The sequence below is a fragment of the Streptomyces sp. NPDC087270 genome (assembly GCF_044744625.1).
Taxonomy (GTDB): domain Bacteria; phylum Actinomycetota; class Actinomycetes; order Streptomycetales; family Streptomycetaceae; genus Actinacidiphila.
This window is the reverse complement of sequence record NZ_JBIUYR010000031.1, coordinates 48,400-72,890: the sequence shown is the minus strand read 5'-3', so window position 1 is coordinate 72,890 and position 24,491 is coordinate 48,400. Positions and strand designations below refer to the sequence as shown.

General features: G+C 69.1%; 24 protein-coding genes and 1 tRNA gene. 11 read left to right on the top strand and 14 right to left on the bottom strand.

Translation table 11 applies throughout. The annotated features are described in order from the left end of the window. Positions 1-479: 479 nt before the first annotated feature. From ACIPAE_RS38285 to galU, 7 genes are all read right to left on the bottom strand, one after another. A tRNA-Ala gene (locus tag ACIPAE_RS38285) sits at positions 480-553 on the bottom strand. A 70-nt stretch (positions 554-623) separates the two neighbouring features. Beyond that, positions 624-1,709: a hypothetical protein gene (locus ACIPAE_RS38280; RefSeq protein ID WP_402451887.1), complete on the bottom strand. Its 1,086-nt coding sequence runs from the start codon at positions 1,707-1,709 to the stop codon at positions 624-626. 128 nt (positions 1,710-1,837) lie between these two features. Beyond that, on the bottom strand, positions 1,838-2,458 hold the full coding sequence (locus tag ACIPAE_RS38275; RefSeq protein ID WP_402451901.1) for a GNAT family N-acetyltransferase: 621 nt from the start codon (positions 2,456-2,458) through the stop codon (positions 1,838-1,840). Beyond that, positions 2,455-3,021: a molybdenum cofactor biosynthesis protein B gene (locus tag ACIPAE_RS38270; protein WP_402451886.1), complete on the bottom strand. Its 567-nt coding sequence runs from the start codon at positions 3,019-3,021 to the stop codon at positions 2,455-2,457. The genes ACIPAE_RS38275 and ACIPAE_RS38270 overlap by 4 nt, the downstream gene beginning before the upstream one ends. Beyond that, complete coding sequence (gene moaC, locus ACIPAE_RS38265) at positions 3,018-3,500, bottom strand: cyclic pyranopterin monophosphate synthase MoaC (RefSeq protein ID WP_329368458.1); 483 nt, start codon at positions 3,498-3,500, stop codon at positions 3,018-3,020. Before moaC ends, ACIPAE_RS38270 begins: the two co-directional genes overlap by 4 nt. An 88-nt stretch (positions 3,501-3,588) precedes the next feature. Beyond that, entirely contained in the window at positions 3,589-4,911 is a 1,323-nt protein-coding gene (gene glp, locus ACIPAE_RS38260; protein ID WP_329368456.1) for a gephyrin-like molybdotransferase Glp, read from the bottom strand. Further along, a complete protein-coding gene (gene galU / locus ACIPAE_RS38255) occupies positions 4,908-5,816 on the bottom strand; it encodes a UTP--glucose-1-phosphate uridylyltransferase GalU (RefSeq protein ID WP_402451884.1) in 909 nt (302 codons plus the stop codon). Before galU ends, glp begins: the two co-directional genes overlap by 4 nt. A gap of 81 nt (positions 5,817-5,897) precedes the next feature. Here galU and ACIPAE_RS38250 point away from each other — a divergent pair, with 81 nt between their 5' ends. Further along, complete coding sequence (locus ACIPAE_RS38250) at positions 5,898-6,512, top strand: 5-formyltetrahydrofolate cyclo-ligase (protein ID WP_402451882.1); 615 nt, start codon at positions 5,898-5,900, stop codon at positions 6,510-6,512. Here the strand turns inward: ACIPAE_RS38250 and ACIPAE_RS38245 are convergent. After that, a complete protein-coding gene (locus tag ACIPAE_RS38245) occupies positions 6,502-9,243 on the bottom strand; it encodes a penicillin acylase family protein (protein ID WP_402451881.1) in 2,742 nt (913 codons plus the stop codon). The genes ACIPAE_RS38250 and ACIPAE_RS38245 overlap by 11 nt on opposite strands. Positions 9,244-9,413: 170 nt before the next feature. On the opposite strand from ACIPAE_RS38245, the gene ACIPAE_RS38240 reads away from it, so the two are divergent. From ACIPAE_RS38240 to ACIPAE_RS38215, 6 genes are all read left to right on the top strand, one after another. Then, positions 9,414-10,916 (top strand): potassium/proton antiporter, encoded by a 1,503-nt coding sequence (locus ACIPAE_RS38240; RefSeq protein ID WP_402451899.1) that lies wholly within the window; start codon positions 9,414-9,416, stop codon positions 10,914-10,916. A gap of 376 nt (positions 10,917-11,292) precedes the next feature. Beyond that, entirely contained in the window at positions 11,293-12,459 is a 1,167-nt protein-coding gene (locus tag ACIPAE_RS38235) for an MFS transporter (RefSeq protein ID WP_402451879.1), read from the top strand. A 66-nt stretch (positions 12,460-12,525) separates the two neighbouring features. After that, positions 12,526-12,843, top strand: coding sequence for an FmdB family zinc ribbon protein (locus ACIPAE_RS38230; RefSeq protein ID WP_329368449.1), 318 nt, complete (start codon positions 12,526-12,528; stop codon positions 12,841-12,843). 104 nt (positions 12,844-12,947) lie between these two features. Then, positions 12,948-13,802 carry an S-methyl-5'-thioadenosine phosphorylase gene (locus tag ACIPAE_RS38225; RefSeq protein ID WP_402451877.1) on the top strand — a complete coding sequence of 285 codons (855 nt, stop codon included), beginning with the start codon at positions 12,948-12,950 and terminating at the stop codon, positions 13,800-13,802. Positions 13,803-14,295: 493 nt separating this feature from the next. Continuing rightward, on the top strand, positions 14,296-14,595 hold the full coding sequence (locus ACIPAE_RS38220; protein WP_402451874.1) for a hypothetical protein: 300 nt from the start codon (positions 14,296-14,298) through the stop codon (positions 14,593-14,595). 165 nt (positions 14,596-14,760) lie between these two features. Continuing rightward, a complete protein-coding gene (locus tag ACIPAE_RS38215; RefSeq protein ID WP_402451872.1) occupies positions 14,761-14,994 on the top strand; it encodes a hypothetical protein in 234 nt (77 codons plus the stop codon). A 58-nt stretch (positions 14,995-15,052) separates the two neighbouring features. On the opposite strand, the gene ACIPAE_RS38210 is transcribed toward ACIPAE_RS38215, so the two are convergent. After that, on the bottom strand, positions 15,053-15,301 hold the full coding sequence (locus ACIPAE_RS38210; protein WP_402451869.1) for a hypothetical protein: 249 nt from the start codon (positions 15,299-15,301) through the stop codon (positions 15,053-15,055). A 176-nt stretch (positions 15,302-15,477) separates the two neighbouring features. Between ACIPAE_RS38210 and ACIPAE_RS38205 the strand changes: the two genes are divergently transcribed. Continuing rightward, entirely contained in the window at positions 15,478-16,569 is a 1,092-nt protein-coding gene (locus ACIPAE_RS38205) for a PLP-dependent cysteine synthase family protein (RefSeq protein WP_402451867.1), read from the top strand. 117 nt (positions 16,570-16,686) lie between these two features. Here ACIPAE_RS38205 and ACIPAE_RS38200 read toward each other — a convergent pair whose 3' ends face one another. Then, the gene (locus ACIPAE_RS38200; protein WP_402451865.1) at positions 16,687-17,454 is read right to left on the bottom strand and encodes a VIT family protein; all 768 of its coding nucleotides are present in this window, start codon (positions 17,452-17,454) and stop codon (positions 16,687-16,689) included. A 116-nt stretch (positions 17,455-17,570) separates the two neighbouring features. Next, a complete protein-coding gene (locus tag ACIPAE_RS38195) occupies positions 17,571-18,566 on the bottom strand; it encodes a sigma-70 family RNA polymerase sigma factor (protein ID WP_328464954.1) in 996 nt (331 codons plus the stop codon). 217 nt (positions 18,567-18,783) lie between these two features. Here ACIPAE_RS38195 and ACIPAE_RS38190 point away from each other — a divergent pair, with 217 nt between their 5' ends. Further along, on the top strand, positions 18,784-19,293 hold the full coding sequence (locus ACIPAE_RS38190) for an N-acetyltransferase family protein (protein WP_329368440.1): 510 nt from the start codon (positions 18,784-18,786) through the stop codon (positions 19,291-19,293). Positions 19,294-19,403: 110 nt separating this feature from the next. Further along, complete coding sequence (locus ACIPAE_RS38185; RefSeq protein WP_402451861.1) at positions 19,404-20,189, top strand: dioxygenase; 786 nt, start codon at positions 19,404-19,406, stop codon at positions 20,187-20,189. A gap of 208 nt (positions 20,190-20,397) precedes the next feature. On the opposite strand, the gene ACIPAE_RS38180 is transcribed toward ACIPAE_RS38185, so the two are convergent. Further along, on the bottom strand, positions 20,398-21,906 hold the full coding sequence (locus tag ACIPAE_RS38180) for an MFS transporter (protein ID WP_329368436.1): 1,509 nt from the start codon (positions 21,904-21,906) through the stop codon (positions 20,398-20,400). 241 nt (positions 21,907-22,147) lie between these two features. After that, positions 22,148-22,801 carry a helix-turn-helix domain-containing protein gene (locus ACIPAE_RS38175; protein WP_366409908.1) on the bottom strand — a complete coding sequence of 218 codons (654 nt, stop codon included), beginning with the start codon at positions 22,799-22,801 and terminating at the stop codon, positions 22,148-22,150. A gap of 202 nt (positions 22,802-23,003) precedes the next feature. Here ACIPAE_RS38175 and ACIPAE_RS38170 point away from each other — a divergent pair, with 202 nt between their 5' ends. Next, entirely contained in the window at positions 23,004-23,480 is a 477-nt protein-coding gene (locus tag ACIPAE_RS38170) for a MarR family transcriptional regulator (protein WP_329368432.1), read from the top strand. 96 nt (positions 23,481-23,576) lie between these two features. Here the strand turns inward: ACIPAE_RS38170 and ACIPAE_RS38165 are convergent, their stop codons facing one another. Next, positions 23,577-24,401, bottom strand: a complete 825-nt coding sequence (locus ACIPAE_RS38165) for an ATP-binding cassette domain-containing protein (protein ID WP_366409907.1) — start codon at positions 24,399-24,401, stop codon at positions 23,577-23,579. Between the last annotated feature and the right edge of the window lie 90 nt (positions 24,402-24,491).

Below are 24,491 nucleotides of genomic sequence, written 5' to 3'. Positions count from 1 at the left end.
TCGTGGGCACGCATGAGTCAGATCCCTTGTCACGGCACAGACGGGCAGTTCCATGCATACACCGGTGCCCGGCCCGCGCGGGAGGGCGAGAAGGGCAGAGCACGGTGCCCTCGCAGGTACCCACGCGGCGTGCGGATGACGAGCACAGGCTTGCCACCAGGAGGTCACCGCACTTCGGCGTCCCCCTGCTCACACAACCGACCTCGACGTACCGGCCGGCTGCGCACGGGCCGAGAGGCAGCCGCAGTTCGTGCCGCACAGGAGGAACAACACGGTAACTCCCCTGATGCGAAGTGGCTCCGGACCGCCACGGGACTCCGAGCCCAAAGCAATCTGGCGACCAGACGATCAGGTCCGACGCCGCCGCGTCCGGATACCGCGGCGTTCAGCCCCCGCAGACGCCAAAATCCCGCCTGGTCTTCACGACCGGGCGGGATCTCATGAACTCTTCCCGAGGTGAATCGAGAACAGTCGCGTTGTGGACCTGAGGGGATTCGAACCCCTGACCCCCTCGATGCGAACGAGGTGCGCTACCGGACTGCGCCACAGGCCCTTGCAACGAGGAAAACTCTAGCATCCCCGGGAGGGTGGTCGTGAACCTGATATCGGCTGGTTCACCAGGCTCACTCGTTGGCGGCGCGAGGGCGGTCGGGGTCGGCGTACTGGTCGAACAGCGGGGTCCGCGTGGTGCGCGGGCGGCGCGCCGGCTGCTGCTGCTCGCGCGGCTCGGCCGCCTCCCGGGGTTGCGGGGCCTCGCGGCGGTCACGCTGCTCGCGCGCCGCCGCGGAATCGCCGGGCGTCGTACCGGAACGGGCCGAACTCCAGGTGTCGGGTGCGCCGAGGTCGACGCCCCGGGACGTGCGAGGGGCGACAGGGGCGGTCACATAGGTGGGCAGCGGCACCGGTACGGGCGCCCAGCCGTCGTCGGCGGACTGCTGCGCGCGCTGCTGGTCGACCCACTCGGCGTGGTCGGTCTGCTCGACCAGGGCGCGGCGATCGGCGGAGCGGGGCGACGGCGCGGGTACGGCAGAGGGCGTCGGGCGGGCACCCTGGGCAGCGGGGGCGGGCGCCTGGCGCTCGTCACGGTCGCGACCGCGCTCGGCCGCTGGAGCCGCCGGCCGAGGGGCCCTGAGGCGGCGCGCGGCCTCGGCGGCGCGCCGCTGGTCGAGGCGCACCTCGTAGCGTCGGCGCTCCTGGCGGCGCATCTGACCGATGTAGACGGTCAGCAGTACCGCAGGGATGGCGGGGACCCAGAGGAGCGCGACACCCCCCACGGCCGCGGCGATGGCGCCGATGGTGAAGGCGAGGAAGAGCGTGGTGGTGGTGCGGCGGCGCCGGGCGAGCAACTGGGCTCGCTGGTTGCCCGCGTCCCGGGAGCCGGCAGCCTGGGCGGCGGGCGCCGGGCGCGCCGCGGGGCGCCGTACCTCGGTCGCGGGCACGGCCAGCCCCCGGACGTCGACCGACGCGTCCGGTTCGTCCGGGTCGGCGTCGTCGTCCGGTGCGTCGGCGGCGGGGTCGACGGTCTCACCGCGCGCCTTGGCGACGCGCCGCTCCATCGCCGCCCGCCCGGACAGCAGCCGGATGGCGGTGCTGAAGCGTTCCGTCGGACGCGCTTCGTTGAGCTCGTCCTGCCTACGGAGCCACATCGGCACCAGGTAGGCAGCCCAGGCCCCGACGATGACTGCGTAGATGAGGCCGCTACTGCTCACGTGCTACACGGTAGGGGGGATCGAGACACGCCATTGGCAATTCGGCCCGGTGTGTCGCACGATCCGGCTGATACGTCGAGATTTTTGTGCGATGAACGCGCGATGAGCTTTACCGTCGAACAATAGTCTTATTTCTGGGGCGCGCCCGGCCTTGCCTGCCGCCATCGGCTGACGAGTCCGTCGGGCACTTCTTCCGCGGTGAGCGCGTAGACGAGGTGGTCGCGCCATCCGCCGTCGATATGCAGATAGCGCGGACGAAGCCCCTCCTCGCGGAAGCCGAGCTTTTCGGCGACCCGGCGGCTGGGCCCGTTCTCGGGGCGAATGCACACCTCCACCCGGTGCAGCCCGACCCGCCGGAAGCAGTGGTCCACGGCGAGCGCGACGGATGTGGGCATCACTCCCCGGCCGGCGACCGCCTCATCCACCCAGTAGCCGATGTGCGCGGAGCACATGGAGCCCCAGGTGATTCCCGCGACGGTGAGTTGACCCGCGAGGCGCCCCTGGTAGTCGATGACGAACGGCAGCATGCGCCCGGCGTTCGCCTCCCGGCGCAGATGTCTGACCATCTGACGGTATGTGGGACGTTGTACGACCTGCCCCGGCGGCGCGGGCGGCACCGTGGCCTCCCAGGGGCGCAACCAGTCGCGGTTGCGCCGGTTGACCTCGCGCCATGCGCGCTGGTCACGCATCCGGATCGGGCGGAGGGTGATGTCACCGTCCACCAACTCGGCCGGCCAGGACCCGTTCAGCTCGGTCTCCCAGTGACGGATTGCGGATCATCGTCCGAGTGATGATCCGACTGCTCTTTCGGGTGATCGCCGCCACGGATCTGATCGACGGCATGTACGACGATCGGCGCGAGTACGGCAAGGCCGTCCTTCACCCCGCCGGTCGATCCGGGAAGGTTCACCACCAGGGTGCGGCCGGCGACCCCCGCGACACCACGGGACAGCGCCGCGGTGGGCACTTTCCGCCCGCCTGCCGCACGGATCGCCTCTGCGATGCCCGGTACCTCGTAGTCGAGCACCGCACGGGTGACCTCGGGGGTGCGGTCGGTCGGTGAGATCCCGGTGCCGCCGGTGGTGACCACGACGTCGTAGCCCGCGTCGACCGCCGCGATGAGCACCTCCCGCACGGGCTCCCCGTCCGGGACCACCTGGGGGCCGTCCACGGCGAAGCCCCACTCGGCCAGCGCGGCGACGATCAGCGGGCCGCCGCGGTCCTCGTACACCCCCGCGGAGGCCCGGTTGGACGCGGTGACCGCCAGGGCGCGCGGCGGGCCCGGTGGTCGGCCGCCGCTGCGCGCGGTCATGGCCGCCGCCAGTCGCCGGACTTACCGCCGGTCTTCTCCTCGACCCGCACATCGGTGACGACGGCACCCTTGTCGACGGCCTTGACCATGTCGACAACGGTGAGCGCAGCGACCGCGACAGCGGTCAGCGCCTCCATCTCGACGCCCGTGCGGTCGGTCGTCCTGACCGTCGCGGTGATCTCGACCGCCTGATCGGTGACCGCCAGGTCGATCTTCACACCGGACAGCGACAGCGGGTGACACAGCGGGATGAGGTCAGGCGTGCGCTTGGCGCCCATGATGCCGGCGACCCGCGCGACCGCGAGCGCGTCGCCCTTGGGCAGGCCGTCGGCGCGTAGGAGTTCGACGACATGGGGAGCCACCAGGACGCGCCCGGTGGCACGCGCGGTACGTGCGGTGACGTCCTTCGCGGAGACGTCGACCATGCGGGCTGCGCCTGCCTCGTCTACGTGGGTGAGGTGCTGCTGCGCGCTGCTCATCGTTCTCCCGGTGCGGTCGCTTGGGCAGACACCGTACCGGCCTGCGACCGGGCGTGGCGCGCTGGCCCGCGAGCCGGGATGCCGGGTGCTAGTCCAGCACGACCACGTCGACTTCGCTGCCCGCGGAGAGCGAGGTGACGGCCTCCGGTACGACGATCAGTGAATCAGCGTGCGCAAGGGCCTTGACCAGGTGGGAAGCGGCGCCACCCACAGGGGTGACAGTACGGGACCGCTTGTCGTACTGCGCACGCAGGAACTGCCGCCTGCCGTCCGGCGAATCCTCGATCGCGGTGGTGCACGCGGCTTGTACGACCCGCCGATGAACGTCACCCGCGCCCATGAGCGTGCGGATGACCGGTCGTACGAACATCTCGAACGACACATAGGCGCTCACCGGGTTGCCCGGCAACGCCAGCAGCGGTGTGCGCTCGGGGCCGATCCGCCCGAAGCCCTGCGGCTTGCCCGGCTGCATCGCGAGTGTGCGGAAGTCGACGTACCCGGCGGCCTCCTCCGCGTCCTCGCCGAACGATCCGCCCAGTGACGACAGCGCCTCCTTGACGACATCGTAGGCACCGACGCTGACTCCCCCGCTGGTGACGATGATGTCCGCGCGGATGAGCTGGTCCTCGATGGTGGCGCGCAGCGTCTCGACCTCGTCGACGACCGCGCCGACCCGGTACGCGATGGCGCCGGCGGCCCTGGCCGCGGCGGTCAGGGCGAAGCTGTTGGAGTCGTGGATACGGCCCGGGCCCAGTTCCTCACCTGGCTGGGCCAATTCGCTGCCGGTGGAGACGACCACGACCCGGGGGCGCGGTCGGACGGTGACCGTACCGCGGCCGATCGCGGCCAGCAGTCCGATCTGGGGCGCGCCGAGCACGGTGCCTGCGGCGAGTGCCAACTCCCCCGCGGTGACATCACTGCCGCGGGCCCGTACGAACTGCCCGGTCTCCGGAGCCTTGTGCACGCGCACCTCACCGCCGGCGCCCCCGGGGTCGTCACCGAAGGACGCCATGGAGCGGACCGGCCCACCGCCTGTGCCACCGTCGGTCCACTCGACGGGGACAACAGCCTCGGCGCCGGGGGGAAGCGGGGCTCCGGTCATGATGCGGGCGGCCTGGCCGGGCCCCACGGTGGGTGGCTCGCCGCTGCCGGCGGCGATGTCGCCGATCACATCGAGTACGGCGGGGTGGTCGGTGGTCGCGGCCTTGGTGTCGGCGACCCGGACGGCGTAACCGTCCATGGAGCTGTTCGGGAACGGTGGCAGGGAGGTCGGCACCGTGACGTCCTCGACCAGTACGCACCCTTGGGCGTCGAGGAGTTGCAGGTCGATCGGGTCCAGCGGGGAGAGCTGCCCCAGGATGTTGTCCAGGTGTTCTGTGACGGACCACAAACGATCGACGTCGTGACTCACTCTTGCATCTCCTCATTGACGTACGAACGCAGCCAGGTCCTGAAATCGGGCCCCAGGTCTTCACGTTCGCATGCCAGTCGGACAATCGCACGCAGGTAGTCGCCGCGGTCGCCGGTGTCGTAGCGGCGCCCGGTGAAGACAACGCCGTGGACGGGGCCGCCGTCGGTCTCCTCGTGGGCCAACTCGCGCAGCGCGTCGGTGAGCTGGATCTCACCGCCTTGGCCCGGCTGGGTCTTCTTGAGCACCTCGAAGACCCCGGGGTCGAGCACGTAGCGTCCGATGACGGCGTAGAAGGACGGTGCCTGTGAGGTCTCGGGCTTCTCGACCAGGTCGGTGACACGCACGACATCGGAGTAAGTGGTGGGCGCTATGGCGGCCGACCCGTACAGATGGATGCTGGCCGGCTCCACCTCCATGAGTGCCACGACGCTCCCCCCGTACTCCTCCTGGACGGCGATCATCCGTGACAGCAGCGGGTCGCGCGGGTCGATGAGGTCGTCGCCGAGCAGTACCGCGAACGGCTGGTCACCGACGTGCGGTTCGGCGCACAACACGGCATGCCCCAGGCCCTTGGGGTCGCCCTGGCGCACGTAGTGCATGGTGGCGAGGTCACTCGACTCGCGAACCTTGGCGAGCCGGGACTCGTCACCCTTGCGGCGCAGGGCCTCCTCGAGCTCGTAGTTGCGGTCGAAATGGTCCTCCAGCGGTCGCTTGTTGCGTCCGGTGACCATCAGCACATCCGACAACTGCGCCGCGACCGCTTCCTCGACCACGTACTGGATCGCCGGCTTGTCGACCACCGGCAGCATCTCCTTGGGAGTGGCCTTGGTGGCCGGCAGGAACCTGGTCCCCAGCCCCGCCGCCGGGATGACAGCCTTGGAGATCCGTGTACGTGTACTCGTCATGCCGTGCACCATAGCGGCGAAGAATGTGGAGAAGATGAAGAACGGGTGGATTATGGCTTATACACAATGCTTGGGCATGGTATGAGCGGGGTTCGAACGCGCAAGGCCGAGTTGCGGGTACGGCTCCTGGAGGCCAGGCGCGCGTTGACCGCGGATGAACGCCAGGCGGCGAGCGCGGCGCTGGTGCAGAGGGTACGTGACTGGGCGCCGCTGGCAAGGGCCGGGACGGTGGCCGCCTACGCATCCATGGGCACTGAGCCTGGAACGCATGATCTGATCGCCGCCCTGCACGCCGACGGCACGCGCGTACTGCTTCCGGTGCTTCAGGCCGACAACGACCTCGACTGGGCCGGCTACGACGGCCCTGGCAGCCTTGAACGTACCTCCCGCGGCCTCCTGGAGCCCAGCGGCGCGCGCCTGGGACCACAGGCGGTCACGCAGGCGAGCACCGTGCTGCTGCCCGGGCTCGCCGTCGACCGCCACGGCGTGCGCCTGGGCCGCGGCGGCGGCTCCTACGACCGGGTGCTGGAGCGCCTGTCCGCGGCCGGGACGCATCCCGCGCTCGCAGTGCTCCTGTACGCGCACGAGGTGGTCGACGCGGTTCCGCGTGAACCGCACGACCACCTCGTCGACGCCGCCATCACTCCCGAGGGTGTGCGCCGCTTCCGTTACCCGGGCGGCACAGCTACGGAGTGAGCGCCATCTTCGCCTTTGTCGCCTTGTCGACGCGCTTGTCGGAGAAGTACCAGGGCAGCAGCTTCCCCGCGGCCCACAGGCTCGTCTGGTCGGTGTAGTGAGCGTTGTAGGCGTGTCCTGAGGCGCCGGTGAGGTTGATCCAGCGGGACTTGTCGAAGTCCTGGAGGTTGACGATCATCCGCATGGAGGGCACCCACTCGACGTCGTACCCGCCGGCCGCGTTCCAGCCGGTGGCGTCGACGGCCGCCTCGCCGCCGCTGAGCTGCCAGGGGCCGCGGTTGAGCATCCACTTCAGGACACCGGGACCGTCGGTGCCCAGCGTCTGGTTCTTCAGGTCCAGCTTGTGGAGCCGGCCCCAGCTCCAGGTGTCTATGTCCTTGCCGAGCTTGGCGGTCAGTTCGTAGCGGGCGTCCTTCATGGCCTGCTCGAGCAGCTGGTCGCGGTCACTGCGGTGGGCCGGGTTCTGGTCGACGCCGAAGAACGCGGTCGTGGACATCGTCCACCACTGGCTGTCGGGCTGCTGGAGGATGTTGCGGACCACCTCGAACCAGCGGTCGCCGCCGTCGGGCTGCGCCTCGTCGGCGTCCCGCTCGCCGCACTCCTCGATCGTCTTGGGCTTGCCGTCGAGGTCGTCGACCGGACCGGTCTCCCCCACGGGCGGCACCCTCAGGCACTGGCCCTTGGGACGTAGCTCCTTGGGCAGCTTGTTGCCGAACGCCAGCTTCAGGACGTTGCGCCACACTGCGTTGAAGTAGGCGGCCGCCGCCGAGTCCGAATCCTGGTTGTAGTCCCATCCTTCGAGCAGCTTTTGTGCGTCACGCACATAACTGCCCTTGTCATTCTTGATGTTGATCTTCAGCAGGTACGGCACGAGCAGCTTGGCGATCTCGCTGCTGTCGTCGTTCTGCATGGACTGCATGTCGTCCATGGAGATCTTGCCGCCGTCCTTGATCTTGGACGCGATGAGGTCGTTGATGCGCTGGCTGCGGGTGCCGTAGTCCCAGTCGTTCGTCAACAGGTACGGGTACTTGCTCTGGTCGATAACGGCCTGGTTCGCGGTGACGATGTACCCGCTCGGCGGGTTGTACTCGTACGGCATCGACTTGAAGGGGATGTACTTCTTCCAGTCGTAGTGCGAGTCCCAGCCGGGCACGGGATAGGTGCCGTCGTCGCCCGTGGCGCGGATCGGGACCTTGCCTGGCGCCTGGTAGCCGATGTTGCCCTTGGTGTCGGCGTAGATGAGGTTCTGCGACGGCACGGCGAAGTCCGCAGCCGCCGCGCGGAACTGGGTGAAGTCCGTCGCCCTGTCGAGCTCGAAGACGGCGTCCATGGTCTTCGACGGCTGCAGCGCGGTCCAGTTCAGGGCGACCGCGTAACCGCCGTTGACGCCCCCTGGCGGATCGGTGACGGGCGCGGTCTCTCCGACGGTGCGCAGTTCGTCGCTACGGTCGGAGATCACCGGTCCGTTGTTCGTCTCGCGGACGGTGATGGTACGGGGCTTTCCGCCGGCGACCTTGATCGTCTCGCGCCTGGTCGTGAACGGCACCTGCTTGCCGTCGCGCAGGTACGTCTTCGCGGTGACCTTCTCCAGGTAGAGGTCGGTCACATCGGCACCCAGGTTGGTCATACCCCAGGCGATGTCCTGGTTGTGGCCGATGATCACACCGGGCATGCCGGAGAAGGTGAATCCCGTGACGTCGTAGGGACACGACTTGCTCACCGTGCGGCAGTGCAGACCCATCTGGTACCAGACGGAGGGCAACTGCGGCGCGAGGTGCGGATCATTGGCGAGCAGCGGCTTGCCCGTTGTCGTGTACTGACCGGACACCACCCAGGAGTTCGATCCGATGCCGCTGCCGGTCGGACCGAGCAGCGTGGGCATCTGGTCGATGATCTGAGAAATCCCGGCAAGCTGGGTGTCGACAGTGCTGCTGAGACCCTGCGGGTCGCTTGAGCCGGCGTTGCTCTGCGAGTCGGCCGAACCCGCGGGCTTGTACACCTTGGTGGCCGGGTCGACCGTACCCGCATCGACGATCGGCTGGTTGCGACTGTAGGGATAGTCGGGATACAGCTGCTTGATCTGCGCCTGGCTGAGTCGACTCGTCATCAAGGTGCGGTCGATCTCGTCCTGCATGTTGTCGCGCAGGTCCCATGCCATGGCCTTCAGCCATGCGACCGAGTCGACGGGCGTCCAGGGCTCCGGCTTGTAGCTGTTGCTCAAGGACAACGCGGCGTACTCCACCGACAGCGAGGCACCGCTGTGGTCCTTCAGGTACGCGTTGACGCCGTCGGTGTACGCGCGCAGGTACTCCTTCGTGGAGGAGTCGAGCTCGGTGTCGTACTCCTTCTGCGCGATGCCGTGCCAGTTCAGGGTGCGCAGGAAGGCGTCGGTCTCGACCTCGCTCTTGCCGAACATCTCCGACAGCCGCCCGGAGGTGAGGTGGCGGCGCACGTCCATCTCGTAGAAGCGGTCCTGCGCCTGAACGTAGCCCTGGGCGCGGAAGAGGTCGTCGGGGCTGTCGGCGTAGATCTGCGGGATGCCGTTGGCGTCCCGGTCGACGTCGACCGGCGCGGACAGGCCCTTGAGCTTCAAGGAGCCCGACGTCTGCGGGAAGGAGGCGCGCACCGTGCTGACGCTCCAGTACGACCCGTAGCCGAGGCCCGCCACGAGCAGGAGCACGACCGCAATCACGATGAGGCGTAGGCGGCGGGACTTCTTCCGTGCGGGCATCGCTGTCCTTCGAGGGGCAGGGTGGACCGGATGATCAAGTGCTGATGGTGCAAGGGCAACCATAGGCGTACGGCCTGTGGCCGGGAGACGCGGCGTCCAGGTGACCATGCCGTGGACCGAGGAACGTCAAGGGAGGGTAAATTGTTAGGTAAGGCAATGAAGTTGAAAGGATCGAGCCCCTGACTGTCCACCACCTGAACGAGATCCTGCTGATCGGCGCCTCGGTCCTCCTGGTCGCTGTGGTCGCCGTGCGGCTCGCCTCACGCAGCGGGCTTCCGACGCTCCTCATCTACCTCGGCATCGGCGTGATTATCGGACAGGATGGCCTGTTCGGCTTCACCTTTGACGATGTTCAGCTCACTCAAGTGCTGGGCTACGCGGCGCTGGTGGTGATCCTCGCCGAGGGCGGCCTCGGCACGAAGTGGCACGAGATCAAACCCGTGGTTCCGGCGGCCGCCGTCCTGGCCACCGTCGGCCTGCTGGCGAGCGTGTTCATCACCGCCGGCGCAGCACACTACCTGGTCGGCCTCGGCTGGCGTCAGGCGCTGATCATCGGCGCGGTGGTGTCGTCGACGGACGCCGCCGCCGTGTTCTCGGTGCTGCGGAACATCTCGCTCCCCAAACGGGTGACCGGCGTCCTGGAGGCCGAGTCGGGGTTCAACGACGCCCCGGTGGTGATCCTCGTGGTGGCGTTCTCCGCGGCCGGACCCATCGACCACTGGTACCAACTGCTCGGCGAGATTGCGCTGGAACTGGTGATCGGCGCCGCCATCGGCCTGGCGGTGGGCTGGTTCGGCGCGTACGCCCTCAAGCACGTCGCTCTGCCGGCGTCCGGCCTGTACCCGATCGCCGTCATGGCCATCGCGGTGGCCGCCTACGCTGCCGGCGCCATGGCGCACGGCTCCGGCTTCCTGGCCGTCTACCTCGCCTCGCTCATCCTGGGCAACGCCAAGCTGCCGCACCGCCCCGCGACCCGCGGCTTCGCAGAAGGGCTGGGGTGGATCGCACAGATCGGCTTGTTCGTGCTGCTCGGGCTCCTGGTGACTCCGCACGAGCTGGGCGACGACATAGTGCCCGCCATCGTCATCGGGCTCTTCCTGACGCTGGTCGCCCGACCCGCGTCGGTCGTCGTCAGCCTGGTGCCGTTCCGCGTCCCATGGCGCGACCAGGCGCTGATGTCATGGGCCGGGCTGAGGGGGGCGGTGCCCATCGTCCTGGCGACCATCCCCATGGTCGCCGATGTCACGGACAGCAAACGGATCTTCAACATCGTCTTCGTCCTTGTGATCATCTACACCTTGGTGCAGGGACCGACGCTGCCCTGGATGGCGCGGCACTTGCACCTGGGCGACGTCGACGGCGCCGGGACCGCCGACTTGGGCATCGAGTCCGCGCCCCTGGAACGGCTGCAAGGGCACCTGCTGTCCGTCGCGATCCCGGGCGGCTCCAAGATGCACGGCGTCGAGGTCGGCGAGCTGCGACTGCCGCAGGGCGCCGCTGTGACGCTCGTGGTGCGCGACGGCAAGAGCTTCGTGCCGCTGCCGGCGACGATGCTGCGCAGGGGGGACGAGCTACTCGTCGTGACCACCGATCCGGTACGTGACGCGACGGAGGACAGGCTTCGCGCCGTCGGACGCGGCGGCAAGCTGGCGGGCTGGCTGAGCGGCGGCTGATGACTTCGGGTGGCGGACACGAGGTGAGGTTTACGTATGATGATCCGGTATTAGTCGAGTGCGACCCCTGCCTGACGCAGGACCGGCGCGGTGATCCGCGCTGAGCGGACGGTCCTCGGCGCGAGCGCGGCCAAAGGCACGTGTACGCGTCACCAGGCGGCAGAAAGTCCGGATCGTGGCATCCAAGGTGCCCACCCCTTCGCCTTCCCCCATGCCCTCCTCGCCTCCCCGACCGGCGCCACAGGCGTCAGGTTCGACCGCCTCGGGCCCGCAGCCGGACGGGGAAGCTCGTAGCCCGGGATATCGCAGCCTCCTGCGCACCCCCGGCGCCTGGGCGTTCGTCCTGCCCGGCCTCGCCGCGCGGCAACCGTTCGCGATGCTCACCATCAGCATGGTGCTGCTGGTCCGGCACGCGACGGGTTCCTACGGGATGGCGGGTGCAGCGGCGGCCATCACGGGGGCGGCGAGTGCGCTGTGCGCGCCGCAGGGCGGCCGACTCGCCGACCGCTACGGGCAGCGCGCGGTCCTGCTCCCGGGAGTCGTCCTGCACGCGCTGTCCGTCACGGCAGTGGTGGTGCTGGCCGTGTCCGGGGCACCGGCGTGGGCACTCCTCTCGACAGCCGTGCCGGCGGGTGCCACCGTCCCCCAGGTCGGGCCCATGGTGCGGTCGCGCTGGGCTGTCGCGCTGGACGATCCGCTGTCGCCCCTCATGCAGACCGCGGCCGCCTTCGAGTCGGTGACCGACGAGCTCACCTTCGTGGTGGGTCCCGTCATCGCGACGGCTCTGTGCACGGCGGTCCACCCGGCGGCGGGGCTGGTCGCCGAAGCCGCGCTGACCCTCGTCGGCGGCATGCTCTTCGCGGCCCAACGACGATCCGAGCCGCATACGCACCAAGCGTCGGCAAGCGAGGGAAGGGCGCACACCTCCGCCTTGTCGCTGCCGGGGGTGCGTGCCTTGGCGGTCGCGTTCCTGGGCGTCGGGGCAGTGTTCGGCGGCATGCAGGTGTCGCTCGCCGCGTTCACGCAGGAAGTCGGCAGGCCGGGGCTCAACGGCGTGCTCTACGGCACGTTCGCGGCCGGCAACATGGCGGCCGGTGCGGTCTACGGCGCGGTCTCCTGGCGCCATGCGCCCCGCACCCGGCTGCTCGCCGCCTATGTGGGCCTCACGGTGGCCTGCGCGCCTCTGTGGGCCGCTCACTCCCTCGCCTTGTTGAGTGTGCTTCCGCTGATCGCAGGTCTGTTCATCGCACCCACGATCGTGACCGGGTACTCGCTTGTCGACGCCCTGGTGCCGCGAACGGCCCGAACCGAGGCGTTCACGTGGCTGACCGGGGCCGTCGCGTTCGGGCAGGCGATAGCGGTGACGGTGGCGGGTCTGCTGACCGACGCGCGAGGCTCGTCGGCCGGTTTCGTGGTGCCGCTGGTGGGCACATCGCTGGCACTCGTGGTGCTCGTCGGGCTCCGCGGGCGGCTGGTGCCCGCTCCCTCGGGAGCGGGCGTGGCAGGTGGGATCGGTCACCGTCCGCCGGTCTCAGTGGACTGACGGCGGGAAATACTGCACTATTGAGCGTCGTTAGCACTCAACAAGTGAGAGTGCCAGGAGGAGCAAGTGCCGACGTACCAGTACCAGTGCACCGAGTGCGGCGAGGCCCTAGAGGCGGTGCAGAAGTTCAGCGATGACGCGCTGACTGAGTGCCCCAACTGCGCCGGACGGCTGCGCAAGGTCTTCTCGGCGGTGGGCGTGGTCTTCAAGGGCTCCGGTTTCTATCGGACCGACAGCCGCGGCTCGTCGTCGAGTAGCACCCCGGCGCCCAAGAGCGGCGGTTCGGACACCAAGTCCACCGAAAGCAGCAAATCGTCGAGTTCGAGCAGCACGACGACGTCCGGCACCTCCTCGTCGTCGTCGAGCAGCACGTCGGCCGCCTGACCCGCACGTTCGTCCCCGGCCCGACACTCCAAGACCTTACGGACCCCTGCTGTCCCTACAGCAGGGGTTCGTCGTGTCTCCGGCCGCCGATTAGGCTGATCCACATGGTGGAGAGCAGCGGCGCGCAGGCGCAGGCCGAGATCGGCGTCATCGGTGGATCGGGGTTCTACTCGTTTCTCGACGATGTGACAGAAGTCACCGTCGATACTCCTTACGGCGCTCCCAGTGACTCCCTGTTCATCGGCGAGGTCGCCGGACGCCGGGTGGCATTCCTGCCGCGACACGGCCGCAAGCATCATCTGCCCCCGCACAGGATCAACTACCGCGCCAATCTGTGGGCGCTCGCGGCGGTCGGCGCGCGCCAGGTCCTCGGGCCGTGCGCGGTCGGCGGCTTGCGCGCGCAGTTCGGTCCGGGCACCCTCCTCATCCCCGACCAGCTGGTCGATCGGACGAAAGGCCGCGTCCAGACTTACTTCGACGGCGAGACCCGAGCCGACGGGCAGGCGCCCAACGTGGTTCATGTGACCTTCGCCGACCCCTACTGCCCTGTCGGCCGGAGCGCCGCGATCAGCACTGCGCGGGCCGGCGGCTGGGACGCCGTGGACGGGGGGACGCTGGTCGTCGTGGAAGGACCGCGGTTCTCCACTCGCGCGGAATCCCTATGGCACGCCGCGCAAGGATGGTCGGTCGTGGGGATGACCGGGCACCCCGAAGCCGTCCTCGCCCGGGAACTCGGGCTCTGCTACACGTCGTTGACGCTGGTTACCGACTTGGATGCGGGCGCGGACACCGGTGACGGCGTCTCGCACGAGGAGGTGCTCGAGGTGTTCGCCGCCAATGTCGGGAGGATGCGCGACGTCCTCTTCGATGTGGTCAAAGCGCTGCCCGCCGACAGCGAACGGAACTGCCTGTGTGTCAACCCGCTGGGCGGCCAGGAACCCGGCATCACGCTTCCCTAGCGACGCCGACCCGATAAGTCAACGAGCAGAATAATTTTCACCCTGCTAGGCGACCCGTTATCCACAGGGTGTCGGTTATCCACAGGTGCTCGAACGATGTTGCGGGAAATGCGTCATCGTGGATACGCCGACTGATTGCGGTCGGCGTATCCTCCACGTCGGGCGGTGTTCGAGCATGAATTTCCCCAATCCCCCCATGTCTTCCGCATCCTGCGTTCCTGCCGGGCCGCACCCTGGATCGGCATCCAGCACGCCCGAGTCGTACACACCGCCACGCGTCGCGGTGCCGGTCTTCCCGCCCATCCGCGCAGGCGGACGAGGCGGAGGAAGGCTCGGTGCGGCGATTCGACGTAGACGGCGGCACCTTGCCACCGGGTTGGCCGTGGTGGCAGCGGTAGTTGCGGTCTCCTCGGCACACGGCGCTTCGCCACGGCGCGAACAGGCGGCACCCCGCGCGACCGCGCGGACCTCCCCGACCACCCCCGCGTCGCGTATGAGTCCCGAGACGCGGCTGGTGAAGGCACCGGTACGGATCGCCGATCCGGAAACGGTAGCTCTGCTGCGCCCGGGTGCGCGTGTGGATGTGCTCGCCGGCGCCCGGGTGGTGGCTTCGAGTGTCGCCGTGGTGTCGGTACCGCCAAGTTCAGCTGAGCTCCAGCAGGCGAGTCCCGTAGCGCCTGAGAACGCCGGCACGAGTGGCGGCGCGCTGATCGTGCTGGCCGTGCCGCGTCGCACGGCCGCGGCACTGTCCGGAGCCGCCGCGACGTCGCCCCTGGGGGTGACGCTGTGCTGAACCGCCCGCCCACGAAGAGCAATCAGACAGCCACGGGCCCCAGCACCCTTCATGACGGCACACATCAATCCGCCGCATCGGGAGCCGAGGAGACGCACAACACTGTGCGGCAAAGGCAATCCGAACCTGCCGGCCAGGTCCAAGGAACTTCTCACACACGGCAATATGATCGATCTCATCGTCGTGGCGCTCACCGGTGCCGTGTTCAGCAATATCGCGAACTCGGCGGCGAGCGAGTTCATCGGTCCGCTCGTCGGTGCATTCGGTATGACGGACCCCGCTGGGCACTCGTCCTGTCACAAAAGGCCGAGAATGGTGAACCTCAAGGGCGACGAGACCCTGCCGCTGAGGGACGTCAGGGACGTGAGTGCCGCCCGCAGCGCTGGTGCCGGCAGTTGATCGGTGCGGCGAACGCGGTCCGTGGGAACGGTGACAGGGTCAGCGGCCGGGACCTGCTTCAGATGTGGTGCGGCGGCTTCTCGTTGAGGAAGCGCGTGAAGTCGTCGTCCGCCCCGCCCGAAGGGGAATCGCCCCAGCCCCGGTCGGTGTCGTCGGCCGCCGGCCGGTCGAGCGGGTCGTCGAAGACCAACCCGGCAGCCGCGGAGGACGGCACCCCGACCGAAGGCCGGCAGCCCGTGGTGGGGCGGACGGAGGGTCCCGGGCCCGATGTCGCGGGCTCGCGTCCGGTCTCGTCGCCTGTGGTCATGGCACCAGGGTACGGCGCCGCACAGGACTCGCGGGAGCCGTCCCCACCCAAGAAGGTGTACGGAGATACCCCAAGTGTCCGTTTGAGGCACCCGGCCGGATATACCTGGCCTCATGGACACCCCGAAGCCGACGCCGTCCCCAGCGCCACCGCACGCAAGCGGACTCGTGCAGGTAATGGACCTCGACCGAAGCGACCCCACGTACCGTCGCTGGTTGAGCACTGCTGTGGCGAAGGTCCATGCCGACGCCAACAGGTCCGCCGATACCCATTTGCTGTCAGTTCCGCTCCCGGCGGACTGGGGCGTCGACCTCTATCTGAAGGACGAGTCGACTCATCCGACGGGCTCGCTGAAGCACCGGCTGGCCCGCTCACTGTTCCTCTACGCCCTGTGCAACGGATGGATCAGGCCGGGGCGCCCGGTGATCGAGGCTTCGAGCGGCTCGACGGCGGTCTCGGAGGCGTACTTCGCCCGTCTGATCGGTGTCCCCTTTGTGGCCGTGATGGCCCGCGGAACGGTACGGGCGAAGGTGGAGCTGATCGAGTTCCAGGGCGGCCGATGTCATCTGGTCGACAACCCGAGCGAGGTGTACGAGGCGGCTGCCCGGCTGGCCAAGGAGACCGGCGGCCACTACATGGACCAGTTCACGTACGCGGAGCGGGCGACGGACTGGCGGGGCAACAACAACATCGCGGAGTCGATCTTCAGGCAGATGGCCGCGGAACGCCATCCGGTCCCGACCTGGATCGTGGCGACGGCCGGGACGGGGGGCACCTCGGCGACTCTGGCCCGATACGTGCGCTACGCGCAGGCGACGACGGGTATCTGCGTGGCCGATCCGGAGAACTCGGCGTTCTTCCCGGGCTGGCGGGACAACGACCCTAGCGCGACGACCGCGACGGGTTCGCGGATCGAGGGGATCGGCCGGCAGCGGGTGGAGCCGAGTTTCGTGCCGGGTGCGATCGACCGCATGATGCGGGTACCGGACGCGGCCTCGGTCGCCGCCGTCCGCGTCCTGGCGAAGCTGCTGGGACGGCGGGCGGGGGCATCGACGGGAACGGGCCTGTGGGCGGCGTTCCGGATCATCTCCGAGATGCGTGAGCGCGGCGAGCGCGGCAGCGTCGTCGGGCTGCTGTGCGATCCGGGCGAGCGTTACGTGGAGAAGTACTACGCGGACGCGTGGCTGCTGAAGCAGGGCCTGGATATCGGGCCGTATCTGGAGTGTCTGGAGCGGTTCCTGGCCACCGGGCGGCTGGAGGGGCCGTAAGACGGGTAGCTCCGGTTGGACCGCACCGCCCTCTTCTGCTTGCTGTACTGGTCTCCTTCGTCGTCTGGTGATCCGGAGGCAGCGTTCGCCGGTTCCTGAGTGTGGGCCGGACCTGCCTCAGACCCCGGTGGCGCTAAGGAGCGTGCCAACGGCGTAGGTGACGGCCATCGCGATGACGCCGCCTGCGACGTTACGGACGACGGCTGGGCGTACCGGGGCGTTGCCGAGAAGGGCGCTGATCCTGCCGCATGTGACGAGCGCGACGAGTACGGACACGACGGTGACAGCCAGGCGCCAGCCGTGGGGTGGCAGCACGATGGCGAGCAGCGGCAGCAAGGCGCCGGCCGTGAAGGAGACGAAGCTCGCCCAGGCGGCGTGCCAGGGGTTGGCGAGTTCGTTCGGGTCGATGCCGAGCTCGACACGGGCGTGGGCGCCCAGGGCGTCGCGGGCGGTGAGTTGCTTGGCGACCTCATGGGCGAGTTCGCGGGTGATGCCTTGTTCTTCGAGCAGGCCGGTGAGTTCGGCGAGTTCGGCTTGGGGGGTGGCGGCGAGTTCTTCGCGTTCGACGGCGAGCGCGGCCTGCTCGGAGTCGCGCTGAGTGCTGACGGAGACGTACTCGCCGGCGGCCATCGACAGGGAGCCGGCGAGCAGTCCTGCCAGGCCGGCGGTGAGGAGCGCGGAGCGGGAGTCGGTGGCTCCGGCGACGCCGACGACGATGCCGGCGGTGGAGACCACGCCGTCGTTGGCGCCGAGGACGGCGGCACGCAGCCAGTTCAGGCGGGCGCCGAGGCCGTTGTGGTGCGGCTCGTCGGGGCGTTCCCTGGGGTGGTTCGCCAGGTCCGGTGCGTCGGGTCTGTCGCTGTTGCCGGCGCGGTCGTCGCTCATGCCAGGCAGCGTCTCATTCCGCGCCCTGCAGGCGGTGGCAGGACAGGCCGAACCCCGGCGCGGGGGGGATGCACCGGGGCTCGGGTCTTGGGGGCCACGGGTTGCGTGGCGGTGGGTTATGCCGCTTCGTAGTCCAGGCCGGTGGCGCGGGCCATGCGCTTGAGGTCGGCGAGCGCGTGCTTTTCGATCTGGCGGATGCGTTCGCGAGTGAGGCCGTGTTCCTTGCCGACCTCGGTAAGGGTGCGTTCGCGGCCGTCCACGATGCCGTAGCGGGCCCGGATGATGGACGCGGTGCGGTCGTCGAGGCGGTCGATGAGGCCGTCGAGTTCCTCGCGGCGCAGCATGACGAGGACCGAGTCCTCCGGGGAGGGTGCGGCGCCGTCTTCGACGAGGTCACCGAATTCCGTCTCGCCTTCGGCGTCGACCGACATGTTGAGCGAGACCGGGTCACGGGCCCAGTCCAGGACGTCGGAGACGCGCTCGGGGGTGGAGCCGAGTTCGGTGGCGATCTCGGAGGGTTCGGCGTCTCGGCCGTTCTCACGGTTGAATTCGCGCTGGACACGGCGAATCCTGCCGAGTTCCTCGACGAGGTGGACGGGCAGCCGGATGGTGCGGGACTGGTCGGCGATGGAGCGTGTGATGGCCTGGCGAATCCACCAGGTTGCGTAGGTGGAGAACTTGAAGCCCTTGGCGTAGTCGAACTTCTCGACGGCGCGGACCAGGCCGGCGTTCCCCTCCTGGATCAGGTCGAGCAGCGGCAGACCGCTGCGCGGGTAGCGTCGGGCGACGGCGACGACCAGGCGCAGGTTGGAGCGGATGAAGATGTCCTTGGCGCGTTCGCCTGCGGCGACGAGCGCTTCGAGTTCCTCGCGCTTGGCGTCGCTGCCCGCGGACGCGGGCAATTCGGCGTCGGCGGTGAGTATGCGCTCCGCATAGACGCCTGCTTCGATGTCGCGGGAGAGCTCAACCTCCCTGGCGGCGTCGAGCAGCGGTGTGCGCGCGATCTCGTCCAGGTACATGCCGACGAGGTCGCGGTCGGCGACTTCCCCGCCTGCGGCGCGAACGCTGCTGGTCCCGCCTGCGTGACGACGGGCGACGGCACGGGTTGCCATGCGTGCTCCCTTTCGAAGGTGCGGTCGGTCTGTTTGTCGGATCGGTACGGTCGCTTCGTCGGCTTCCGCCGTGTGCGGCTTCCTTAGTTCTGCGGCTGCCCCATCCGTTCTGGATAACGACTGGAATACGGACACAATTCCCAAGTCGTCACCTGTTTTTTATGATCATGCAGTACCCTGTTCCGCCACACAGAGAGGCCACATGGTGGCAGATCGTATGAACGTGCAGGTCGACCCCGGCGGCGAGGCCGATCTGGCAGCCCTGACGGACATCTACAACCACTACGTCCGCGAGACGGCTGTCACGTTCGACGTCACTCCCCTCACGCCCGGCGAACGCCGTCCGTGGCTGCTCTCCCATCCGGAAGACGGCCCTCACCGGCTGATGGTTGCTCGGATACCCGGTTCGGACGGGCGGGTTCTCGGTTATGCGACCAGTAGCGCGTTCCGCCCGAAGGCCGCGTATGCGACGTCGGTGGAGACCAGCATCTACCTGGCGTCCGATGTCGGAGGGCGCGGCATCGGAACTCTGCTTTACGAGCGGCTTTTCGAGGCGCTGGCAGCCGAGGACGTCCACCGGGCGTACGCGGGCGTCACTCTCCCGAATGACGCGTCGGTGCGCATCCATGAGCGGTTCGGGTTCCGGCAGGTCGGGCTGTACGAGGAGGTGGGTCGCAAGTTCGGCGAGTACCACGACGTGGCGTGGTTCGAGAAGCGGCTCGCCTGACATCGCGCCCTACCCGGCCTCCAGGACGCGGACCACCCGAGGCGGCTCTTTGAAGTTTCAATCTCATGGGATACCGTCAAGGCATACGGTTGAAACTTCAAGGAGGCGTAATGACCACGGCGGCACCGGAGCGCATGCCCGCGCTCTATCTCTCGCACGGCGCGCCGCCGCTGGCGGACGACCCCGTGTGGCCGGGGGAACTCGCCGCCTGGGCGGCCACTCTGCCCCGTCCGAAGGCGATCCTGATCGTCTCGGCGCACTGGGAGGAGGCGCCTCTGGCGATCGGCGCCACCGGCCGCGCCCCCTTGGTGTACGACTTCTGGGGTTTCCCCGAGCACTACTACCAGGTGACGTACGACGCCCCTGGCGCCCCGGCGCTCGCCGAGGATGTGCGCAAGTTGCTGCGCGGCGCCGGGCGGCCGGTGCAGGACGTCCCTGAGCGCGGCCTGGACCACGGCGCGTACGTGCCGCTGGTGGAGATGTTCCCGGCTGCCGACATCCCGGTGCTCCAGGTGTCGATGCCGACGCTGGAGCCGCAGAAGCTGATGGAGATCGGGCGCAAACTCGCGCCGCTGCGTGACGAGGGCGTGCTGATCGTCGGCAGCGGCTTCTTCACGCACAACCTGGCGGCACTGCGGCATGCGGGCGACGGGCCGCCGAGTTGGTCGACGGAGTTCGACGACTGGGGGCATCGGGCGCTGGGAGCCCAGGACATCGACGGGCTGCTGGACTTCGAGCACGCCTCCCCTTCGGGGCGGCTGGCACATCCGCGTACCGAGCATTTCGCGCCGTTGTTCGTCACGCTCGGCGCCGCCGAGTCCGAGATCGGCGGTCAGCGCAGCATCATCGACGGCTTCTGGATGGGGCTGGCCAAGCGTTCCGTCCAGTTCGGCTGAGCAGTAGGACGCGTGTACCCCTGCCGATTCGACGTATCGCGAAGGGCACGGCTGGCGGATTGAACGGCTTCGGTGCCTCGTCGAGCAAGGCAGGAACCGAGGCGGACACGGCGGACACAAACGCCAGGTCCCCGTCGCATCCGGGAAAACCCGGGGCGACGGGGACCTGCCGTTTACGCGTCGGCGCCTGGGGCGCGGCGCTCGATCGTCAGTGTGCGACGACCGGGATGGCGATGTCCTCGAGGGAGTCGTCGCCGTCGGCACGGGTCCCCGTGTTCTGGACACCGGCGTTCAGGAAGGTGAACGCGATGGCCGAGGCCGCGAGCAGGATGCCCATCGCCACGTAGATGGCGACGGAGTAGCCGTGGACCGCGCCCTCGTTGATCAGCAGCGGGTTCGTCTTGTCAGCCGCACTGTGCATGTGGCTGGCCGCCCAGGAGGTGGTCGCGCTGGCCGCCAGGGTGTTCAGCAGCGCGGTGCCGATGGAGCCGCCGACCTGCTGCGAGGTGTTGACCATGGCGGACGCCACACCGGCGTCCTCCGGCCGCACCCCGTACGTCGCCAGGCTCATGGCCGGCATGAACGCCGTACCCATGCCCAGGCCCATGAGGACCAGGCCGGGCAGCAGCACCTCGGCGTAGCTGGAGTCGACCTTGATCTGGGCGAGGATGGCCATGCCGATCGCGGCGACCAGGAAGCCGGGCGCCATCAGCAGCCGCGGGCGGACCCGCAGCATCAGTCGCGCACCGATCTGGGTGGAGCCCACGATCATGCCGCCGACCATCGGCAGGAAGGCGAAGCCGGACTTGAGCGCCGAGTAGTCCTTGACCTGCTGGAGGTAGTAGGTCAGGAACAGGAACAGGCCGAACATGCCGATGACGGCGAGACCCAGCGAGAGGTAGATACCGCCGCGGTTGCGGTCGGTGACGACGCGCAGCGGCAGCAGGGGGCTGCGGACGCGCGCCTCGACGTAGGCGAACGAGCCCAGCAGCACCACGGAGGCGACGAACAGGCCGATCGTCATGCTGGAGGTCCAGCCGTCGGCCTCGGCGCGGCTGAAGCCGTAGACCAGGGCGATCAGGCCGGCGCTCGCGAGGACCACACCCGGGATGTCGAGGCGGTTGCGGTTGCGGCCCTTGGCGGGCTCGTGGATGTACATGACGGCACCGATGACGGCGACCACGGCGAACGCGATGTTGACGAAGAGCACCCAGCGCCAGTTCAGGTACTGGGTGAGGACGCCGCCGAGGATGAGGCCGACGGCAGCGCCGGCGCCGGCGATGGCGCCGTAGACGCCGAACGCCTTCGCGCGTTCCCTGGCGTCGGTGAACATGACCGCGAGCAGCGACAGGGCGGCGGGCGCGAGCAGCGCGCCGAAGGCACCCTGCAGGGCGCGGGCGCCGTAGAGCATCGCCGGGTTGACCGCCGCGCCGCCGAGGGCGGAGGCGGCCGCGAAACCGAGCAGGCCGACGACGAACGCGTTCTTGCGTCCCCACATGTCGGCGATGCGGCCACCGAACAGGAGCAGGCCGCCGAAGGCCAGGGTGTAGGCGGTGATGACCCACTGGCGGTTGCCGTCGGAGATGCCCAGCGCCTTCTGGGCGGATGGCAGCGCGATGTTCACGACGGTCGCGTCGAGCACGACCATCAGCTGGGCGAGCGCGATGAATATGAGCGCTGTCCAGCGCTTCGGATCAGGTTGGAGCTGTTCAGGCATGTGTGGTCTCACAGAACGAGTTGCGGAGTGACAGGACGTGGGGACGTGTGTCAGCAAGTGGTCCGGGTGGGATCGGCGTCCTCAACCCGGTTCCGGCGCACGGGGGAGACGAGCGGTCTTCTGTGGCGCCGGTCGGCCGCCGTACTGGTCGGCCGTTGCGTGCGGGTCGCGATCCGTGGAGTGATCGACGGCGCGGCGAAGTCGCCCACGCTAATACCCGCCCGGGGTGACAAGCGAACGGTTAATGGCAGCCTTGCAGATCCTCCAGGGTCGCGGCGGTCCCCTCGAGCGTCGACCGCGCGGGGGCGCGCAGTCCGTCGAGGAAGAGTTGCAGGTGCCGTCGCATGAAGCGGTCGAAGCCGATGCAGCCGGTGCCCGGCAGCGGCCGGGTGAGCTGTGTCAGCGCGACCATGAGGTCGCCGACCGCGATGTCGCCGCGTATCTGGCCGGAGCACTGGGCCCGGTCCATGATCGCGGTGATCGCGCGTTCCATGCGGCGTGCTTCGTGGTCCACCGCGGGCTCGGCGCGGTCGAACGCGGTTGACAGCATGGGACACAGGGCGCCGATGCGTTCTTCAGCGGCCTCGAAGGCGAACCGCTGGAGTGCCGAGAGGGCGTCGGGCTCCTCGGCGAGTGCGTCCTCGGCGCGCTGCGCGGTACGGGCCATCACCGACAGGGCGACCTGGCGGACCAGTTCGGTGCGGTCCGTGAAGTGGCGGTACAGCGTGGCGTTGCCGACGCCGGCGCGACGCGCCACTTCGTCCAGGGGGACGTCCGGGCCGAACTCCACGATCGCCTCGCGGGCGGCTTCGACGATCCGCTCGCGGTTGCGGGTGGCGTCCGCACGCAGCCTCGCGGTGCGCGGCTTGGCGGCGGTGCCGATGTCGAGCGTCACGACCAAGCTCCTTTCGGCGGTCTGGGTGCCGGTGTCAGCTGGGCCCGGGAGGGCCGGTGGCGAAGCGGAGGGTCTCCCCGTTTCCGTACGCAGGGTTAAACGGGGAGTCGGTCCCCGGATATTTCCCGCGTATAAGTGAGGCGCGTCACATCCGATGATCCGTTTTTATTGAAGCTTCAATGAGGGGCCCTACGATGGGCGCATGAAGTGGCTGACCGAAGACGAGCAGGCGACCTGGCGTGCCTTCCTGCAGGCCACGACCCTGCTGGAGGACCATCTCGACCGCCAGCTCCAGCGGGACGCGGGCATGCCGCACATGTACTACGCACTGCTCAGCACGCTCTCCGAGACGCCCCAGCGCCGGATGAGGATGACCGATCTCGCCGAGCGGACCAAAATCACCCGCTCCCGGCTCTCGCACGCCGTCGCGCGCCTGGAGGGCAACGGCTGGCTGCGCCGCGAGAACTGCCCCTCCGACCGTCGCGGGCAGCTCGCGGTGCTGACCGACGCCGGGTACGAAGAGCTGGTGCGCACCGCACCCGGGCACGTCACCGCGGTCCGCACGGCGATCTTCGAGCGGCTCAGCCCGGAACAGGCCGAGCAGCTCGGGGAGATCTCCCGGATCATCGCCGACGGCCTGCACCACCCGCAGGGCGCGGACCTGCCCTGGCTCCGCTGAGCGCGCAGCCGACTCCTCCACAAGCCGCTGAGCGGCCGTCTGCGGCGCTTTCGTCCCGAATCCGACCGCTGGGAGCCTGTCGGGCCCAGCAGGCCGTCAGCGGCGCCCTGAGCGGGCCAGCCACCGGCCTTCGTGGCGGCTGACCTCGATCGGCCGGCCGAAGCACTCGCTCATCCGCTCCGCGGTGAGGACGTCCCCGGCGGGACCCGCGGTGAGCACCCGGCCCTCCTTGAGGAGCAGCACGTGGCCGATGGCCGGTGACAGCTCCTCCAAGTGGTGGGTGACGGTGATCGTGGCCAGGGCGGTGCGGATGGTCGCGAGCCGGTGCATGGCGTCGATGAGGTCCTCGCGGGAGGGCAGGTCGAGCGCGTTGAACGGTTCGTCGAGCAGCAGCAGCGACGGGTCGGCCATCAGCGCCCGCGCCACCAGGATGCGCGCCCGCTGGCCGCCGGAGCACACGCCGAAGGCGCGGTCGGCGAGTTCCTTGATCTCCAACTCGGCCAGCAGGGCGTGTGCCCGCTCCCGCACCTCGTCGTCGTACTTGCGCCACAGCGGCTGCACGGTGCCGGTGTGGCCGGTCAGCACGATGGTGTGCGCGGTCGCGTCCTGCGGGACCTTCTGCGCGGAGGACACGAGGCCGATGTGGGCGCGCAGCTCTCGCATGTCGACGCGGCCCAGACGGTGGCCGAGCACCTCGACCGAACCGGTCGTCGGGTGCATGAGGGCGCCGATCAACCGGAGCATGGTCGTCTTGCCGGCACCGTTGGCGCCCAGCAGTGCCCAGTGCTCACCGGAGCGCACGGTCCAGTCGATGTCGTCGAGGATGACCTGGCCGGTGGTGTACCGGCGAACGCTGACCGCGTCGAGAGCCGCGACCACCGGCTGCGTGGGACCGGTCGTGTCCTTGCCGTTCGCTGCCATGGCGAAACGCTAGCTGTAGGCACCAACTGCCCGCACGGGCATTCCGCGATGTGGATACGGCCGCGTCGCGGCACGCCCATCGGCAGGCGG

Bases quoted from the DNA above. Each gene is read 5' to 3' on its own strand.
- ACIPAE_RS38180 (WP_329368436.1), bottom strand. From the start codon at position 21,906: ATGCCTGAACAGCTCCAACCTGATCCGAAGCGCTGGACAGCGCTCATA.
- ACIPAE_RS38250 (WP_402451882.1), top strand. From the start codon at position 5,898: ATGAGCGGGGTTCGAACGCGCAAGGCCGAGTTGCGGGTACGGCTCCTG.
- ACIPAE_RS38195 (WP_328464954.1), bottom strand. From the start codon at position 18,566: ATGGCAACCCGTGCCGTCGCCCGTCGTCACGCAGGCGGGACCAGCAGC.
- ACIPAE_RS38190 (WP_329368440.1), top strand. From the start codon at position 18,784: ATGAACGTGCAGGTCGACCCCGGCGGCGAGGCCGATCTGGCAGCCCTG.
- ACIPAE_RS38235 (WP_402451879.1), top strand. From the start codon at position 11,293: ATGCTCACCATCAGCATGGTGCTGCTGGTCCGGCACGCGACGGGTTCC.
- ACIPAE_RS38185 (WP_402451861.1), top strand. From the start codon at position 19,404: ATGACCACGGCGGCACCGGAGCGCATGCCCGCGCTCTATCTCTCGCAC.
- ACIPAE_RS38215 (WP_402451872.1), top strand. From the start codon at position 14,761: ATGATCGATCTCATCGTCGTGGCGCTCACCGGTGCCGTGTTCAGCAAT.
- ACIPAE_RS38205 (WP_402451867.1), top strand. From the start codon at position 15,478: ATGGACCTCGACCGAAGCGACCCCACGTACCGTCGCTGGTTGAGCACT.
- ACIPAE_RS38220 (WP_402451874.1), top strand. From the start codon at position 14,296: ATGAGTCCCGAGACGCGGCTGGTGAAGGCACCGGTACGGATCGCCGAT.
- ACIPAE_RS38165 (WP_366409907.1), bottom strand. From the start codon at position 24,401: ATGGCAGCGAACGGCAAGGACACGACCGGTCCCACGCAGCCGGTGGTC.
- ACIPAE_RS38245 (WP_402451881.1), bottom strand. From the start codon at position 9,243: ATGCCCGCACGGAAGAAGTCCCGCCGCCTACGCCTCATCGTGATTGCG.
- ACIPAE_RS38270 (WP_402451886.1), bottom strand. From the start codon at position 3,021: ATGACCGCGCGCAGCGGCGGCCGACCACCGGGCCCGCCGCGCGCCCTG.
- ACIPAE_RS38210 (WP_402451869.1), bottom strand. From the start codon at position 15,301: ATGACCACAGGCGACGAGACCGGACGCGAGCCCGCGACATCGGGCCCG.
- galU (WP_402451884.1), bottom strand. From the start codon at position 5,816: ATGACGAGTACACGTACACGGATCTCCAAGGCTGTCATCCCGGCGGCG.
- ACIPAE_RS38200 (WP_402451865.1), bottom strand. From the start codon at position 17,454: ATGAGCGACGACCGCGCCGGCAACAGCGACAGACCCGACGCACCGGAC.
- moaC (WP_329368458.1), bottom strand. From the start codon at position 3,500: ATGAGCAGCGCGCAGCAGCACCTCACCCACGTAGACGAGGCAGGCGCA.
- ACIPAE_RS38170 (WP_329368432.1), top strand. From the start codon at position 23,004: ATGAAGTGGCTGACCGAAGACGAGCAGGCGACCTGGCGTGCCTTCCTG.
- ACIPAE_RS38225 (WP_402451877.1), top strand. From the start codon at position 12,948: ATGGTGGAGAGCAGCGGCGCGCAGGCGCAGGCCGAGATCGGCGTCATC.